General features: G+C 71.4%; 17 protein-coding genes. 16 read left to right on the top strand and 1 reads right to left on the bottom strand.

What is annotated here, in order from left to right:
• Positions 1-44: 44 nt before the first annotated feature.
• From ACFPZN_RS21445 to ACFPZN_RS21430, 4 genes are all read left to right on the top strand, one after another.
• Positions 45-905, top strand: coding sequence for an NmrA family NAD(P)-binding protein (locus tag ACFPZN_RS21445; RefSeq protein WP_378283840.1), 861 nt, complete (start codon positions 45-47; stop codon positions 903-905).
• A complete protein-coding gene (locus ACFPZN_RS21440) occupies positions 902-1297 on the top strand; it encodes a DUF4440 domain-containing protein (RefSeq protein WP_378283839.1) in 396 nt (131 codons plus the stop codon). Before ACFPZN_RS21445 ends, ACFPZN_RS21440 begins: the two co-directional genes overlap by 4 nt.
• A gap of 87 nt (positions 1298-1384) precedes the next feature.
• Positions 1385-2200 (top strand): VOC family protein, encoded by an 816-nt coding sequence (locus ACFPZN_RS21435; protein WP_378283838.1) that lies wholly within the window; start codon positions 1385-1387, stop codon positions 2198-2200.
• Between the two features lie 284 nt (positions 2201-2484).
• Positions 2485-3033, top strand: coding sequence for a Uma2 family endonuclease (locus ACFPZN_RS21430; protein ID WP_378283837.1), 549 nt, complete (start codon positions 2485-2487; stop codon positions 3031-3033).
• Between the two features lie 5 nt (positions 3034-3038).
• Here the strand turns inward: ACFPZN_RS21430 and ACFPZN_RS21425 are convergent, their stop codons facing one another.
• Positions 3039-4103: a methyltransferase domain-containing protein gene (locus ACFPZN_RS21425; RefSeq protein WP_378283836.1), complete on the bottom strand. Its 1065-nt coding sequence runs from the start codon at positions 4101-4103 to the stop codon at positions 3039-3041.
• Positions 4104-4775: 672 nt separating this feature from the next.
• On the opposite strand from ACFPZN_RS21425, the gene ACFPZN_RS21420 reads away from it, so the two are divergent.
• The 12 genes from ACFPZN_RS21420 to ACFPZN_RS21365 are packed head-to-tail and all read left to right on the top strand — an operon-like array spanning position 4776 to position 16529.
• Positions 4776-5756 (top strand): ABC transporter ATP-binding protein, encoded by a 981-nt coding sequence (locus ACFPZN_RS21420; protein WP_378283834.1) that lies wholly within the window; start codon positions 4776-4778, stop codon positions 5754-5756.
• A 46-nt stretch (positions 5757-5802) separates the two neighbouring features.
• Positions 5803-6588, top strand: coding sequence for an MlaE family ABC transporter permease (locus tag ACFPZN_RS21415; protein WP_378283833.1), 786 nt, complete (start codon positions 5803-5805; stop codon positions 6586-6588).
• Between the two features lie 4 nt (positions 6589-6592).
• Complete coding sequence (locus tag ACFPZN_RS21410) at positions 6593-7429, top strand: MlaE family ABC transporter permease (protein ID WP_378283832.1); 837 nt, start codon at positions 6593-6595, stop codon at positions 7427-7429.
• A 24-nt stretch (positions 7430-7453) separates the two neighbouring features.
• Positions 7454-8734, top strand: coding sequence for an MCE family protein (locus tag ACFPZN_RS21405; protein ID WP_378283831.1), 1281 nt, complete (start codon positions 7454-7456; stop codon positions 8732-8734).
• Between the two features lie 2 nt (positions 8735-8736).
• A complete protein-coding gene (locus tag ACFPZN_RS21400; protein WP_378283883.1) occupies positions 8737-9783 on the top strand; it encodes an MCE family protein in 1047 nt (348 codons plus the stop codon).
• Entirely contained in the window at positions 9780-10892 is a 1113-nt protein-coding gene (locus tag ACFPZN_RS21395) for an MCE family protein (RefSeq protein ID WP_378283830.1), read from the top strand. Before ACFPZN_RS21400 ends, ACFPZN_RS21395 begins: the two co-directional genes overlap by 4 nt.
• On the top strand, positions 10889-12121 hold the full coding sequence (locus tag ACFPZN_RS21390; RefSeq protein ID WP_378283829.1) for an MCE family protein: 1233 nt from the start codon (positions 10889-10891) through the stop codon (positions 12119-12121). The genes ACFPZN_RS21395 and ACFPZN_RS21390 overlap by 4 nt, the downstream gene beginning before the upstream one ends.
• Positions 12118-13356, top strand: coding sequence for an MCE family protein (locus tag ACFPZN_RS21385; protein WP_378283828.1), 1239 nt, complete (start codon positions 12118-12120; stop codon positions 13354-13356). Before ACFPZN_RS21390 ends, ACFPZN_RS21385 begins: the two co-directional genes overlap by 4 nt.
• Positions 13356-14606, top strand: a complete 1251-nt coding sequence (locus ACFPZN_RS21380) for an MCE family protein (RefSeq protein ID WP_378283827.1) — start codon at positions 13356-13358, stop codon at positions 14604-14606. The genes ACFPZN_RS21385 and ACFPZN_RS21380 overlap by 1 nt, the downstream gene beginning before the upstream one ends.
• The gene (locus ACFPZN_RS21375; RefSeq protein ID WP_378283826.1) at positions 14603-15160 is read left to right on the top strand and encodes a hypothetical protein; all 558 of its coding nucleotides are present in this window, start codon (positions 14603-14605) and stop codon (positions 15158-15160) included. Before ACFPZN_RS21380 ends, ACFPZN_RS21375 begins: the two co-directional genes overlap by 4 nt.
• 8 nt (positions 15161-15168) lie before the next feature.
• Positions 15169-15669 carry a hypothetical protein gene (locus tag ACFPZN_RS21370; RefSeq protein ID WP_378283825.1) on the top strand — a complete coding sequence of 167 codons (501 nt, stop codon included), beginning with the start codon at positions 15169-15171 and terminating at the stop codon, positions 15667-15669.
• A 14-nt stretch (positions 15670-15683) separates the two neighbouring features.
• The gene (locus ACFPZN_RS21365; protein WP_378283824.1) at positions 15684-16529 is read left to right on the top strand and encodes a hypothetical protein; all 846 of its coding nucleotides are present in this window, start codon (positions 15684-15686) and stop codon (positions 16527-16529) included.
• The last annotated feature ends 2 nt before the right edge of the window (positions 16530-16531 follow it).

The following is a 16531-nucleotide window of genomic DNA, read 5'->3' as shown; positions in this document are numbered from 1 at the left end:
TTTGCGTATAGAACGTACAGGAGAAGCAGCGGCAGCCTGAACGCATGAGCGATATCTATCTGGTGATCGGCGCGGGCGGCGCGCAGGGCGGGGCGGTCGCGCGGCGGCTGCTGCGGGACGGGCACCGCGTCCGTGGCCTCGGCCGGAGCGTGCGCGGGCCGTCCGGCGTCGAGTGGGTGCGCGGCGACCTCGCGGACGCCGCAGCCGTACGGGCCGCGTTCGAGGGGGTGACGCGCGCCTCGGTGACGCTTCCCATGGAGTTCGACCCGGCGGCGGTGGCCCGCTTCGTGGACAACATCGTCGCGGCCTCGGCCGATCTGGAACGCCTGGTGTTCAACACCGGCAACCGCGTCCCCGCCGTGCGGACGGGCGTCGCCGCGTTCGAGTCGAAGCGGGCCGCGGCCGAGGCCCTGCTGGCGTGCGGCGTCCCGGCCGTGGTGCTGCGTCCGCCCGTCTACCTGGACAATCTCGCCGCTCCGTGGGCGCGGGAGGCCCTCGCCGGCGGCGTCCTTCCCTATCCGCTGCCCGCGGCCCACCGGGTCGCGTGGCTGGCCCATGACGATCTCGGGGCCCTCACGGCCGCCGCGTTCGACCGCCCTGCCCTGGCCGGAGCGGCGGTGGACATCGGCGGCAAGGAGGCGGTGACGGGACCGGAACTGGCGGCCGCCTTCACCTCCGTCCTCGGCCGGGAGATCCGCTACGTACCCGTGGACCCCGACGCCTTTGAGGAGGGCTTGGTGCCGCTGCTCGGCGCGGAGGCCGCGGCGGGCGTGGCGAGCACGTACCGATGGCTGGCCGCCCCCGAGGCCGCCGGCCTCTACGAAGGCGACCCCGCCAAGCTCGAAGCGCTCTTCGGCGTCGAGCTGACACCGCTGCGCACCTGGATCGGGCGGAACGCCGCGTGAACGCCGTGGACGAGGTCGTGCTGCATCACCGCTTCATCGAGAGCTGGCTGCGCGGCGAGGCGGAACCGTCCGCCGTCGCGTCCTTCCTCGGCAGGCACGCGCCGGACTTCACCTGGTACGACCCGGACGGCGCCGTCAAGACCCTGCCCGACCTGGCGGCCATGATGGAGGCGGCCCACGGCGCGTCCCCGGGCCTCGTCCTGGAGATCCGCGAGCCGCGCGTCCTGCTGGACGAGACGCGCGGCGGCGGCATGGTCGTGGCGGCCTACGAGGAGCACCAGCGGACGCCCGTCTCCTCCGACGCCCGCCGCGCCGTGGCCGTCTTCGCGCCCGCGCCCGGCGCCCGCAACGGCCTGCTCTGGCGCGCCCTGCACGAGGTCTGGATCGTCTGAGACCCGGCTTGGCCCGCGCTTTACGGGCACCGATGAATCCGTGCCTCCGGTCGGGTCACAACCAGGAACGTACAACGAGGAGGTTCCATGGGAGTGACCCCGGCCATCGGCAGCATCCTGCTGGCCAGCAGGGAGCCGGAGCGGCTCCGGGCCTGGTACGAGCGGGCGTTCGGGATCAGGGCCGACGCCGACGGGTTCCTGTCGTTCGGCGAGGTCGGCGTCCTGATCGACGGCCGCGACGACGTGGCGCCCCTGGCCGCCGAACCCGCGCGGATCATCATCAACCTGCACGTCGACGACGCGCGGGCGATCGCGCGCCACCTGGACTCGCTGGCCGTGGCCTGGGTCGCCCCGCTCGAGTACCGGGAGGGGGCGGGCGCCTGGTTCGGGACGGCGCTCGACCCGGACGGCAACCTGCTCCAGATCATCGAGCTGACGCCCGCGTACTGGACCGCCCGCCGCGAACGCGAACGCGCCGCCGGGCGCGCGGCGGCGGGCCCGCTGGCCGACGCCGCCGTCTCCGCCCGGCTGCCCGCCCAGGACCTCGACCGGGCCAGGCGCTTCTACGCCGAGAAGCTCGGTCTCGAACCGGCCGAGACCCGTCCCGGCGGGCTGCGCTACCAGTGCCGGAATGGCTGGTTCTCGGTCTTCCAGTCCGCGGGCGGGCCGTCCGGGACGCACACGCAGATCGCCTGGGAGGTCGACGACATCGAGGAGGTGGTCGCCGAGTTGCGCCGCCGCGGGGTCGAGTTCGAGGACGTGGACGCTCCCGGGCTGCGCACCGTCGACGGGATCGCGCAGGTCAGCGGCAACTACCCGTCGGCGGGCGGGGTCGGTGAACGGGCCGCCTGGTTCCGCGACAGTGAGGGCAACATGCACGGCATAGGCCAGACCATGCGCTGACCCGGGGCCGCCCACCAGAAGCGTCCTGTGCTCCGTCCCCTCCCCCCTCTGGAGAAGGGGGGAGGGGACGGCCGCCGAACCGTCATGCTCGCCTCCCCCCCGAACGTCAACGCCTCACAGCATCAGCCCCCGAGATCGCGCTTCCGTATCACTCCCATCCCAGTACGAACCACCGATCCTTGCGCTAAGTTTCCATCCGGACGCTCTACGTGACCTTGTGGTGGCCGGTGCTGCTCTGTTCGGTACGGCGTCACCACCGCTGCAACCCCACGAGGGGACCTGTGATGACGGCGCCGTTCGACCGGGACGACCTCCGCGAGGTGTTCGCCGCGCTTGAAGTGGCTCCCGGTTTCCGGGCGGAACTGGTAGATGGGGAGATCATTGTTTCGCCGAGCCCGGATGGGCAGCACGAGACGATCGTGGTGGCGGTGGACGACTGGGTGCGGAACGCCCACGGGCTCCGGCTGCATCGCAACTTGACGCTGATCAGCCCGGAGGGGGAGTACGTGCCCGACGGCATCGCGGCGCCCAAAGGGGCGTTCGCGGGGCGTGAGTGGCACAGCAAACCCGAGGGCGTTCTGATGGTGCTGGAAGTCACCTCCAGGGACGGCCGGAGCCTCAAGGGCGCCGAACGCGACCGCGGTCCCAAGCGCCGCGGGTACGCCGCCGCCGACATTCCGCTCTACCTGCTGGTCGACCGGCTGGACGGCAAGGTCACCATCTTCTCCGAGCCTCGCGGAGGCGACTACACCCACAGTTCCTCGGTCGTGGTCGGGGAGGCGCTGGCCATTCCGGCGCCGCTCGAGGGCGTGCTGCCGACGGATGAGTTCTGAGGGGGTCAGCGGGGGCGTAGTTGGGTCAGGTGCGAGTGGGTGCCGGAGACTCTCACTTGTTGTAGGTGGACGGCTGTCAGCCCGTTCTTGAAAGCGGAGGTCAGGGCGCCGGGGTCGGGGATGAGGACGACGGCGATTCCCTTGGGCGCGAGTACGCGGCGCAGTTCCGACCACAGGCGGGCGGGGTCGCGGGCGAGAAGGCCGGACGGGTTCACCTGGGTTCCCCACGGCGGGTTGGAGATGACGCGGTCGATGCTCGCGTCCTTGAGAGGGAGGGCGCCTGCGTCGGCCCGGCGCAGGTCGACCCTGGGTAGGCCCTTGAGCCCCTTGGCGTTGGCGCGTGCGGCCTGGAGAGAGGCTTGTGCGGCGTCGAATCCGCGGTAGCGGGCCGCCGGTTGCAGGTGGGCGGCCTCGATGAGGAGTGTGCCCGCGCCGCAGCACGGATCCAGGACGATGTGGCCCGGGTCGATCTCGGCCAGGTGGGCCATGGCGGCGGCCACGGGCGGGTGCAGCGTGCCGGGGATCGTGTGGCGTTTGTACGCGCGGCGGTGCAGCGGGTGGTCTGCGATGCGCAGCAAGAGGGTGGCGTGGGTGCCGTCAAGGGTGAGCCGCCACCCGCTGTAGGCGGGCGGGGGTGCGCTGCCGTTCCGCCTGGAGTGGTAGGGGACGTTCAGGCGGGAGGCAAGGGCGGACCCGACGGCGTCCTCGGCGTCGTGGCGGTTGTAGTTGCGGCGTCCGAGGAAGGACGCGGACACCTCGACCCCGGTGATGGTCGGTGCGTGCCGCAGGTCGGCCTGGGCCGCCAGGTCGGTGAGCGCTGTGTTCAGGTCGGTCTTGGACGGGCCCGGGTCGGGCATGCGGGCGGCCAGGACGAACACGTCGTCGGCGGTGCGCAGGTCGGTCGCTTCAAGCGCGGAGTGCTGCGCGCTGAAGTGCACCTCGCGATGGCCGAGACGGGTGATCGTGCCGAGCCCGTTGCGGAGGATCTCGGCGGCCAGGGCGGGCTCCAGCCCGCGGACGCACCGCGCCACCAGGCAGGGGGCGGTGGAAAAGGGCGCACGGGTGCGCATGGTGATCGTTCTTCTCCCACGTCGGGACCCGGGACGGCGCCGCGCCGCCCCGCATCGCCGGCGGCGGGGGTTCCTCGCCTCGCCGGCGGATCCTCAACGCAGGAAGAAGAAGGTCATGGCGGGATGCTAGCACCGCTCCGGGCGCCCCGTTCACCGGCCCGATGGGCGGAACGTTCCCGTTCGTGGCCGTCACATCGAGATCGCCCGGTGTTCTCCGCGGCGCTCCGCGTGCTCGCGGAGCATTATGCGCGGTGATTTGAACTGCGTTCTGTACTCGATCTAGAAAATGCCGATCGGGCCGAGCGTCATTCTGTTGCGCACGCCTGCTCCGTGACCAGGTTAGTCCTTTCCCGGGGCGGTGGAGGCGCCTGTGCGGGAGCCCGTGGTGGCGCGTGGACCTGGGTCGATGGCAGGGCTTCCGGTCGGGCGCGCACTTGGAGATAAACCCTCTGGTAGGCATTGTCAATCGGTGACAACGAAGTCACAGGCCGATATTGGATTCACCGGTGTTGCTTGCGTCCGTCATGCCGCACAAGTAGCGTACCCGCCAGTAGGGAAGGCGTGGCGAACGGTTCCCCGGCAATCGCCGTTTCGGTGCGCGATTCAACGCGCGGGCGATCGCCGATATATGCGGCCGGAATGGGGAGTTCCTTCGATGTTCGAGTCCGCGGAATGGGCATAGAAGTCGTCGTCGAGGGGCTGACCAAGTCCTTCGGCCGGCAGACCATCTGGCGGGAGGTGTCGCTGACGCTGCCCGCCGGCGAGGTGAGCGTGCTGCTCGGGCCCTCGGGCACCGGCAAGACCGTCTTCCTCAAGTCGCTGATCGGGCTGCTCAAGCCCGAGCGCGGCCGGGTGCTGATCGACGGCGTCGACATGGTGAACGACCCCGACCGCAAGGTCTACGAGACGCGCAAGCGGTTCGGCCTGATGTTCCAGGACGGCGCCCTGTTCGGCTCGATGAACCTGTTCGACAACATCGCCTTCCCGCTGCGCGAGCACACCCGCAAGAAGGAGTCGGAGGTCCGGCGGATCGTCCTGGAGCGGATGGAGATGGTGGGCCTGGCCGGCCAGGAGCGCAAGCTGCCCGGCCAGATCTCCGGCGGCATGCGCAAGCGGGCCGGGCTGGCCCGGGCGCTGGTGCTGGACCCGCAGATCATCCTGTGCGACGAGCCCGACTCCGGCCTCGACCCCGTCCGCACCGCCTACCTGTCCCAGCTGCTCATCGATCTGAACGCGCGGATCGACGCGACGATGCTGATCGTCACCCACAACATCGAGATCGCCTCGACCGTCCCCGACAACATCGGCATGCTCTTCCGCCGCGACCTGGTCACCTTCGGGCCCCGCGAGGTCCTGCTGACCAGCGAGGAGCCGGTGGTCGCGCAGTTCCTGCGGGGCAACCGGCACGGCCCGATCGGGATGAGCGAGGAGAAGGACGCCTCCGAGCTGGCCGCCGAGGCGCGGCTGGCGCGGCCGGCGTCCGGGGTGCCCGAGATCGTCCCGCAGCTGGAGCCGAGCCCCGGCATGCCCGAGCGCAGGGCGGTCACCCGGCGCCGCGAACGCGTGATGACCATGCTCGCGCAGCTTCCCCCCGCAGCCCAGGAGGCGATTTTGAACAGCCTGCTGCCCCCCGTGAGGGGAGGCCGCCCATGAACGACTCGTCCGGCGGCCAGCGGCGCCCCCGCGGGGGGTGGTCGTGATGGTGTCGCAGTCCGGGGTGCCCGGTGCCGGGGCCCTGCGCGAGACGGGACGGCTGTTCGCGCTCGGCGCCACCGTGCTCACGCAGATGTTCCGGCGCCCCTTCCAGGCCCGGGAGCTGGTGGAGCAGTTCTGGTTCATCGCCTCGGTCACGATCCTGCCGACCGCGCTGGTGTCCATCCCGTTCGGCGCGGTGATCGCGCTGCAGGTCGGGTCGCTGGCGCAGCAGCTGGGCGCGCAGTCGTTCACCGGCGGCGCCAGCGTGCTCGCGGTGATCCAGCAGGCCAGCCCGATCATCGTGGCGCTGCTGATCTCCGGCGCGGGCGGCTCGGCGATCTGCGCCGACATCGGCTCGCGGACGATCCGCGAGGAGATGGACGCGATGGAGGTCATGGGCGTCTCGCCGATCCAGCGGCTGATCGTGCCGCGGGTGCTGGCGGCGATGCTGGTGGCGGTGCTGCTGAACGGCCTGGTCTCGGTCGTCGGCGTCCTCGGCGGCTACTTCTTCAACGTCATCCTGCAGGGCGGCACGCCCGGCGCGTACCTGGCGTCCTTCTCCGCGCTGGCGCAGCTGCCCGACCTCTACATCAGCGAGTTCAAGGCGCTGCTGTTCGGCTTCATCGCCGGGGTCGTGGCGGCCTACCGCGGGCTCAACCCCAGAGGCGGGCCCAAGGGCGTGGGGGACGCGGTCAACCAGTCGGTCGTGATCACCTTCCTGCTGCTGTTCTTCGTCAACCTGGTGCTGACCGCGATCTACCTCCAGGTCGTCCCGCCGAAGGGGGCGTGAGGGGATGGTCTCGACCGGTTCCCGCCTGCGCCGTCCCGGATCGTGGTTCGCCTGGCTCGACCAGCCCGGCGACCAGCTCGGCTTCTACGTGCGGGCGCTGCTGTGGACGCCGCGCGCGCTGCGCCGCTACCTCAAGGAGGTGCAGCGGCTGCTGGGCGAGGTCGCGTTCGGGTCGGGCGCGCTGGCGGTGATCGGCGGCACGGTCGGCGTGATGTTCGCGATGACGCTGTTCACCGGCGTGGTCGTCGGCCTCCAGGGGTACGCGGCGCTCAACCAGATCGGCACCTCGGCGTTCACCGGGTTCGTGTCGGCCTACTTCAACACCCGGGAGATCGCGCCGCTGGTGGCCGGGCTGGCGCTGTCGGCGACGGTCGGCGCGGGCTTCACCGCCCAGCTCGGCGCGATGCGGATCAACGAGGAGATCGACGCGCTGGAGGGCATGGGCATCCCGTCGCTGCCCTACCTGGTCACCACCCGGATCATCGCGGGCACGGTGGCGATCATCCCGCTGTACGGGATCGGGCTGCTCAGCTCCTACCTGGCGTCCCGGCAGGTCACCATCTGGGTGAACGGGCAGTCGGCGGGCACCTACGACCACTACTTCAACGTGTTCCTGTCGCCCACCGACGTGGTGCTGTCGTTCCTCAAGGTGCTGATCTTCAGCGTGATGGTGATCCTCGCGCACTGCTACTACGGCTACCGCGCGAGCGGCGGCCCCGCCGGCGTCGGCGTGGCGGTGGGCCGCGCGGTCCGCACCGCGATCGTGCTGATCAGCGTGACCGACTTCTTCCTCAGCCTGGCGATCTGGGGCGCCACGACGACGGTGAAGGTCGCCGGATGAGCGCGCCGAGGGAGGTGACCGGCGATGCGTGAAGGCCCCCTGGCGACGGTGTCGCGGCGGCTGCAGGGCGTGGTGTTCCTGCTGGTCCCCGCGCTGCTGGTGTGGCTGGCCGTCGCGATCTACCAGAAGCGGTTCACCGACGCGACGATGGTGACGCTGCGCACCGGGTCGGTCGGGAACGAGCTGCACCGGCACGCCGACGTCAAGGTGCGCGGCGTGGTCGTCGGCGAGGTCCGGGAGATCACCGCCGACGGCTCGGGCGCCCGGCTGACGCTGGCACTCAAGCCCGAGACGGTGCGGCGGATCCCGCGGAACGTGTCCGCGCAGATGCTCCCGACCACGCTGTTCGGGCAGCGGTTCGTGGCGCTGATGATCCCCGCGCAGCCGGCGGCGGACCGGCTCACCGACGGCAGCGTCATCACCGAGGACCGCACGGCCAACGCGGTGGAGCTCCAGGAGGTCCTCAACAACACGCTGCCGCTGCTGACCGCCGTCCAGCCCGCCAAGCTGTCGGCGACGCTGACCGCGATGTCGCAGGCCCTGGAGGGACGCGGCGACGAGCTGGGCCAGACGCTGGTCACGCTCGACGCGTACCTGAAGAAGTTCAACCCCGACCTGCCCGCGCTCAACCGCAACATCCACGAGCTCGTCGCGTTCAGCCACAACTACGCCGACGCGACCCCCGACATCCTGGACGCGCTGTACGACTTCACCGCGACCAGCCGCACCGTCGTCGACCAGCGCCGCAACCTCAGCGAGCTGTACTCCACCGTCACCTCCGGGGCGCAGGACCTCACCACGTTCCTGCGCGAGAACTCCGCCAACATGATCCAGCTGGCGTCCACGAGCCGCGGGTCGCTGGAGGTGCTGGCGCGGTACTCGCCCGAGTTCCCCTGCGTGTTCTCGATGCTGAACGACTTCATCCCGGAGATGGACCGGGCGCTGGGCAAGGGCACGGACCGGCCCGGCCTGCAGGTGGACGTCACCTCCGTCCCGTCCAAGGGCCGCTACATCCCGGGCAGGGACACGCCGCGGTACACGGCGGGCGGCGGGCCGCGCTGCTACCCCGTCCCGTACGACCCGTCCGGCGGCGCGGCGGCCCGCGGCCAGGCCGCGCCCCCGGGACGCGCCGCGCCGGTCGCGGTCACCCCCGGCGGCCTCGGCCTGCCCAACTCCCCGCAGGAGAACGCCCTGGTGAACGAGCTGGTCGCGCCCGCCCTGCGGGAGGTCCCGCAGTCCCTGCCCGACTGGAGCAGCGTCCTGGTCGGCCCGATCTACCGGGGGGCGAAGGTGAGCGTCCGGTGAGGATGAACCTCAAGGGCCTCGGCGGCCCGCTGGTCAAGTCGATCCTGTTCGTGGTCGTGACCGTCACCGCCACCGCCGTGCTGGCCATCAGCATCGCCAACACCGGCGTCGGCGACGCCGACCGCTACAGCGCGCGCTTCACCGACGTGGCCGGGCTGAACGAGGGCGACAGCGTGCGGATCGCGGGCGTGCGGATCGGCCAGGTCACCGACATCGGCGTGGTGAACCGGCGGCAGGCCAGGGTGGCGTTCACGGTGCAGAAGGGGCGCCGGCTGCCCGCGTCCACCACCGCGACGATCAAGTACCTCAACCTGGTCGGGCAGCGCTTCATCGAACTGGACCGGGGCACCGGGACGCCCGGCGCGATCCTGCCGCGCGGCGGCACCATCCCGGTGCAGCGCACGACGCCCGCGCTCAACCTCACCCAGCTGTTCAACGGCTTCCAGCCGCTGTTCCAGGCGCTGTCGCCCACCGACGTCAACCAGCTCGCCGGGGAGATCATCCAGGTGCTGCAGGGCGAGGGCCCCACGATGGACTCGCTGCTGCGCACGGTGGCGTCCCTCACCAGCACCCTGGCGGGCAAGGACCAGGTCATCGGGCAGGTCATCGACAACCTCAACGACGTGCTGGAGACGATCAACGCCCGCGGCGACCAGCTCGCCGACCTGATCGTCACGCTGCGCAGGCTGACCTCCGGGCTGGCCGCCGACCGCAGGCCGCTCGGCGAGGCGATCGGGGCCATGTCGGAGCTGACCAACAGCACCGCCGGACTGCTGCAGGTCGGCCGGGCGCCGCTCGAGGACAGCATCGCCCAGCTGGGCCGGCTGTCGGACAACCTCGCCGACGAGTCCCCGACCCTCGACCGCTTCCTGGGGACGCTGCCCGGCAAGAGCGCCACCATCGCGCGGCTCGGCTCCTACGGGTCGTGGATGAACTTCTACATGTGCCAGGCCACCATCACCGGCGCCCGCTACACCGACGGCAGCAAACCGCCCACGGGCGTCCCGATGGACGAGAGGGACGCGCTGAGATGCCAGGAGGAGCGATGAGCGGCCCCGCGCGGCCGGCGCCGACCGCGCTGCCGCCGCTGAAACGCGCCCGCGCCGGGTTCCTGCGCGGCAGGCCCATCAAGGAGCGCAACCCGATCGGCGTCGCCGTGGTCGGGCTGGTGATCATCCTGGTGCTGGGGACGCTCGCCTACCGCGCCGACGACCTGCCCGTCATCGGCGGCGGCACCACCTACACCGCCGACTTCCGCGAGGCGGCCGGGCTCCGGCCCGACGACGAGGTGCGCGTCGCCGGCGTCAAGGTCGGCGAGGTCACCGGCGTGGAGCTGGACGGGCCCAAGGTCAAGGTCACCTTCCGGGTCAGGGACACCTGGATCGGCAGCGCCAGCACCGCCGGAATCATGATCAAGACGCTGCTGGGCGCCAAGTACCTGGCCGTCGACCCGCTCGGCCCCGCCGCCCAGGACCCGGGCCGGCGGATCCCGCTCAGCCGCACCGTGTCCCCCTACGACGTCACCCAGGCGTTCCAGGACCTGTCCGGCACCATCGACCGGCTCGACACCGTCAAGGTCGCGCAGAGCCTGGAGACGATCGCCGACACCTTCTCCACCACCTCGCCGAGCGTCCGCAAGGCCCTGGACGGCCTGTCCGCGCTCTCCCAGACGATCTCCACCCGGGACGCGCAGCTCGCCCGGCTGCTCGCCAACGCCAAGCAGGTCACCGGCGTGCTCGCGGAGCAGAGCGGCGAGTTCCAGCGGCTCCTCCAGGACGGCAACCTGCTGCTGGCCGAACTCCGCCGGCGCCGCGAGGCCATCCACGGGCTGCTGGTCGGGTCGCGGGCCCTGTCCCGTGAGCTGTCCGGGCTCGTCGCCGACAACCGGCGGCAGATGCAGCCCACCCTGGACGCCCTCGACCGGATCACCACCGTGCTGCAGCGCAACCAGGACAACCTCAACCGGGCCCTGGCGATCGCGGGGCCCTACAACCGGCTGCTCGGCAACGCGCTCGGCAACGGCCGCTGGATGGACGGCTACCTGTGCGGGGTCGTCCCCAAGGAGTACCTGGCCCCGAACACGCCGCCCAAGGACGACTGCCGCCCGCCCAAACCCGCCGGTCCCGTGGTGACCGGGAACGGAGGTGGCGGCCGATGATGGAGACGTCCTGGCGCAGGCAGATGTGGCAGGAGCGGCGCCGCACCGTGATCGCGCTGGCCCTGGCGCTGGTCCTGATGGCCGTGGCGCTGGCGTCGGTCGCCGGCGGCACCACCGGCAAGCGCATCACCGCCTACTTCGCCGCCGCCGTCGGCGTCTACCCCGGCTCGGACGTGCGGATCCTCGGCGTGAAGGTCGGCACGATCGACGAGGTCACCCCCATGGGCACCCGCGTCCGCACGCGGCTCACCCTGGACCGGGACGTGCCCGTCCCCGCCGACGCCAAGGCGGTCGTGATCGCCCCCAGCGTCGTCGCCGACCGCTACATCCAGCTCACCCCCGCCTACACCGGCGGCACGCAGATCGCGGCCGGCGCCGAGATCCCGGTGACCCGGACGGCGACGCCCGTCGAGCTGGACCAGCTCTACGACAGCCTGAAGCGCATCTCCGGCGACCTCGGCCCCAAGGGCGCCAACTCCCAGGGCGCCCTGTCGCGCGCCCTCCAGGTCGGCGCGGAGAACCTGGGCGGCAACGGGCAGGCGATCAACGACACGATCGCCCAGTTCGGCCAGGCCAGCAAGACGCTGGCCGGATCGAGCGAGGACCTGTTCGCCACCGTCGCCAACCTGCAGAAGTTCACCACGATGATCAAGGACAACGACTCCCAGGTGCGGCTGGCCGAACGGCAGCTGGCCGAGGTCACCGGCTTCCTCGCCGCCGACCGCGACGAGCTCGGCGCCGCGCTGCGCGAACTGGCCGTCGCGCTCGGCCAGGTCCGCGACTTCGTCCGCGACAACCGGGCGCTGCTGAAGAAGGACGTCGACAAGCTCGCCTCCATCACCCGGGTCCTGGTCGACCAGCGGGCCTCGCTCGCCGAGGCGTTCGACGTGCTGCCGCTGAACGCCACCAACCTGCTCAACAGCTACGACCCGTCCACCCGGACGCTGATGGGACGCGGCAACCTGAACGAGATCAGCATGGGCCCCATCTCCACGGCCGGCACGGCTGCCGGGGCCGCGCTGGCGGCGCTCGGGCAGGGCACGGGCAACCCGGTGTGCGGATCGTCGGCCGCGTCCAACGCGACCGTGAAGGCGCTGTGCGAGAAGCAGCGCGCCGGGACCCTGACCCCCGTACCGGAATCGGCGACCGGGATCCTTCCCCCGATGCCGCTGCCGACCGTGGGCGACACGTACGGCTCGCCCACGTCCCCCAAGGGAGGCGGCCGATGAGCCACCCGAGAAGAACAGGACGGGCCGTGCTCTACGCCACGGCGGGCGCGGTCCTGCTGAGCGGCTGCGGAGGCGGCTTCACCGGAGTGCAGGACCTTCCCCTCCCCGGGGGCGCCGACCTGGGGTCCAACCCGTACACCGTCACCGCCGAGTTCTCCAACGTGCTCGACCTCGTTCCACAGGCCGCCGTGAAAGTGAACGACGTCGCCGTGGGCCGCGTCTCCAAAGTGTCGCTGCCACTGAACGGCTGGACCGCCCAGGTCACCATGAAGGTGAACGGCAAGGTGCGCCTCCCGTCCAACGCCACGGCCCGCCTGGAGCAGTCCAGCCTCCTCGGCGAGAAGTACATCCAGCTCGCCGCCCCCACCTCCGGCGCCACCGGCACCCTGGGCAACGGCGCGCGCATCCCCGCGTCCCGCACCAACCGCAACGTCGAAGTGGAAGAGGTCTTCGGCGCCCTGTCCATGCTCCTGAACGGCGGCGGCCTCCCCCAGCTGCGCACCATCTCCCGCGAACTCAACAACGCCCTCACCGGCAACGAGGCGGAGATCAAGTCGGTGCTGCGCCGCCTCAACGAACTCACCACCAGCCTCGACTCCAACAAGGGCGACATCGTCGCCGCCCTGGACGGCCTCAACCGGCTGTCCGCCACGCTCTCCACACGACGGCAGAAACTCGGCACCGTCCTGGGCGACCTGAGCCCCGGCCTGAAGGTCCTCGAAGACCAGCGCGGCGCGCTCATCACCATGCTCCGCCAGCTCGAGGACCTCTCGGACGTGGCGGTGAAGACCATCAACGCCTCCCAGGACGACTTCGTCGCCGACCTGCGCGCCCTCGCCCCCACACTCCAGAAACTGGCCGACGCGGGCGAGGACCTGCCCAACTCGCTGCAGGTGCTGCTCACCTACCCGTTCACCGACGCGGTGATGAACGCGGTCAAGGGCGACTACCTCAACGTGTACCTGGCCGTCAGCGCGGTACCGGGCACGGCGATCATCCCGCCGATGACGCCCGCGCCGTCCGGCGCCCCCGCCGCCCGGACCCCGAACCGGCAGGTGCGGGACACCCCGACGCTGCCGCTGCCGCCCGCCGACACCCCCTCGATCGTGCAGCCGCCCATCGTCCCCGGCACCCCGACCCCGTCCGGCACGGGCAGCCCGAGCCCGAGCGCGCCCGGCACGCCGCCCGGCGGCGGAGGCGGCATCTTCCCCGAGATCCCCGGCGGAGGCGGCTGATGCTGACCCTCGGAACACGGATCAGGACGCTGGCCTTCCTGGCCATCTCCCTGACGATCATCGCGTTCATCGGCGCCCGCTACGCCGACCTCGGCCGGTACGTGGGACTGCGCGGCTACTACGTCGCCAAGCTCGAACTCGCCGAGACCGGCGGGCTGTTCCCCGGCTCCAACATCACCTACCGGGGCGTCTCCGTCGGCCGGGTCGGCGACCTGCACCTCACCGACGACGGCGTCGTCGCCGACCTGAAGATCGACGACTCCGCGCCGCGGATCCCGTCGAACCTGCAGGCCGTGGTCGCCAACCTGTCCGCCGTCGGCGAGCAGTACGTCGACCTGCGCCCCGCCGGCAGCACCGGCCCCTACCTCGACGACGGCACCGTCATCCCGCGCTCGGCCGGCGCCATCCCCGCGCCCGTCACCGACCTCCTCAAATCCGCCAACGACTTCACCGGCTCGGTCCCGCTGGAGTCGCTGCGCATCGTCGTGGACGAGTTCTACCAGGCGTTCAACGGCCAGGGACCCAACCTGCAGGCGCTCATGGACGCGCAGAACCAGTTCATCCGCGCCGCCGACGCCAACATCGCCCCCACCAGCCGCCTCATCCACGACGGCGAGCTCGCGCTGCGCACCCAGAACGAGGAGGCCGCCGCGCTCAAGGCGTTCGCCCGCGACGCCCGGCTGCTCGCCGGCCAGCTCCGCACCTCCGACGCCGACCTGCGCAGGCTGATCGCCGCCGCGCCGCAGGCGTCCACCGAGATCACCGGACTGCTCCGCGACCTCGACCCCAGCCTCAGCGTCGTCATCGCCAACCTCCTCACCTTCTCCAAACTGACCGCCACCCGCACCGACGGCCTGGAGGAACTCCTCGTCCGCCTCCCCGGAGTCGTCTCCGCCGGCTCCACCGTCGTCCAGGACGGGAAACTGCGCTTCGGGATGGCCACCACGTTCTTCAACCCGCTGCCCTGCATGCGCGGGTACGGCGGCACCACCTACCGCAACGGGCTCAACGTCTCCGAGGGCCCGCCGCTCAACACCGGCGCGAACTGCACCATGCCGGCCTCCAGCGGGGTGAACGTCCGCGGCGCCGCCAACGCCCCCCGCCGCGGCGTCCCCGAACCGGCCCGCCCCGGCTCGGTGGGCCTGACGGCCGGACCGGACGCCGACCTCCCCGGCGCGCTCGGCCTCCCGGGCGTCCCGGGACGGCAGCCCGACATGGGCGACCTCCTCGGACTGGGAGACCAGCGATGACCGAAACCGAGACCCGCCCCGAAACCACCGAGGACTCGCCACCGGCCGCCCGCTCCCGCCCCGCCCTCGCCTGCTGGGCCCTCGTCGCCACCGCCGCGCTGTTCCTGGCCTGGTCCTGCTGGACGTTCTGGGACATGCGCCAGGGCGAGGAACAGGACACCGCCCGCGACCGCGACCGCGCCGTCACCGCCGCCAAGCAGCAGATCGCCGTGCTCAACAGCATGGACGCCCGGCACCTCGACCAGAGCCTGCAACGCTGGCAGGACTCCTCCACCGGGCCCCTGCACGACGAGCTGAAACGCACCCGCGCCGACAGCAGGCAGAAGATCCAGAAGGCCGGGACCAGCGCCACCGGGACCGTCTCCGACGCCGCCCTCACCGCCCTGGACCACCGCACCGGCTCCGCCCGGGTCATCGCCACCGTCCGGATCGAGATCACCCGGACCGGCGCCGCTCCGACCGTCCAGCGCAAACGCTACGACGCCGCCCTGACCCGCACCGCGGCCGGATGGAAGCTCAAGTCCCTGACCGCCCTGCCTGCCAACGCCCGATGAGGAGCCCCGTGAGAACGGCCCTGTGGCGCCCGCTGACCATCGCCCTGGTGCTCGCCCTGGCCGCGGCGGGCGTGCTGGCCTTCACCGACCGGCAGCGCGGCTCCTCCCCGTCCGCCAACCGCGCGCTGCTCGACAGCGAGGCCACCACCAAGGCGGTCGGCGACGTCAGCAACGCCCTGGTCAAGATCTTCTCGTACCAGCACGGCGACGTCGCCGCCACCGAGAAGGCCGCCGCCGACCTGCTGGAGGGCAAGGCCGCCCAGCAGTACCGGGGCCTGTTCGCGCAGGTGAAGCAGCAGGCCCCCGCGCAGCAGCTCAACCTGACCACCCGCGTCGTCCGCGCCGGCGTCTCCCGGATGTCCGCGGACACCGCCCACCTCCTGGTCTTCCTCGATCAGGCGAGCACCCGCAAGGGCCTGCCCGCCGGCGGCACGGCCGCGGCACAACTGACCGTGACCGCCCACCTGCGCGACGGCCAGTGGCGCATCGCCGAGATCCGGTCGAGCTGACGATGGGACCCCAGGTGAAGACCAAGAACCGCACCCCCAAGCCAACCGCCCCCGAACCAAGCGACACCGAGTCGGCCGAGACAGAATCGGGGGACACCAAGTCGCCCGACGCCGAAGCGCCAGACGCCAAGCCGAACAAGGCCAAGCCGCCCAAAACCGAGCCGGACGACGTCGAGCCGAGCGACGCCGAGCTGAGCAAGGCCAAGCCGCGCAAGGCCAAGCCGCTCAAAACCGAGCCGGACACCGCCGGAGCAGACAAGACCAGCGCAGACAAGACCAGCGCAGACAACACCGGAGCGGACAACGCCGAAGCGGACAACACCGGTGCAGGCGACGCGGACAAACCCCAGAAGCCGAACGGCAGACGCACGGTAGCGCTGGCTCTGACGGTGGTCGCCGCCCTGTGCGCGGCATGGTTCGGGTGGTCCTGGTACGGAGCGGCGCACGACGAATCCCTGCATTACTCAAGCGCGCGCGACGAAGCGTTGCATGCGGGGGAGCAGGCGATACAGAACCTCAACACCCTCGACTACCGCAGCCTGGACGAGGGCCTGAAGGTGTGGCAGGACTCCTCCACCAGCCAGCTCTACCGGGAGATCGTGCAGGGACGTCCGCAGTTCGAGCAGGCCGTCCGCAAGGCCCAGACCATCACGTCCGCCAAGGTCCTGGACGCGGCCGTGACCGAACTGGACCAGCACGCGGGCAAGGCGAGCGTCCTTGTGGCCCTCCAGGTGACCGTCACCCCGCCCAAGGGGGAACCGACCGTCAAGAAGACCCGGCTCATGGGCCAGCTCACCCGTACCTCGACGGGCTGGAAGCTCAGCGCCCTCGCCCAGGCCCCGGTCGGATCGGGCGGGTGAAA

Origin of the sequence: Actinomadura rugatobispora, assembly GCF_042656285.1 — a bacterium.
Classification (GTDB): Bacteria; Actinomycetota; Actinomycetes; order Streptosporangiales; family Streptosporangiaceae; genus Spirillospora; species Spirillospora rugatobispora.
This window is presented reverse-complemented; position numbering and strand designations above follow the sequence as displayed.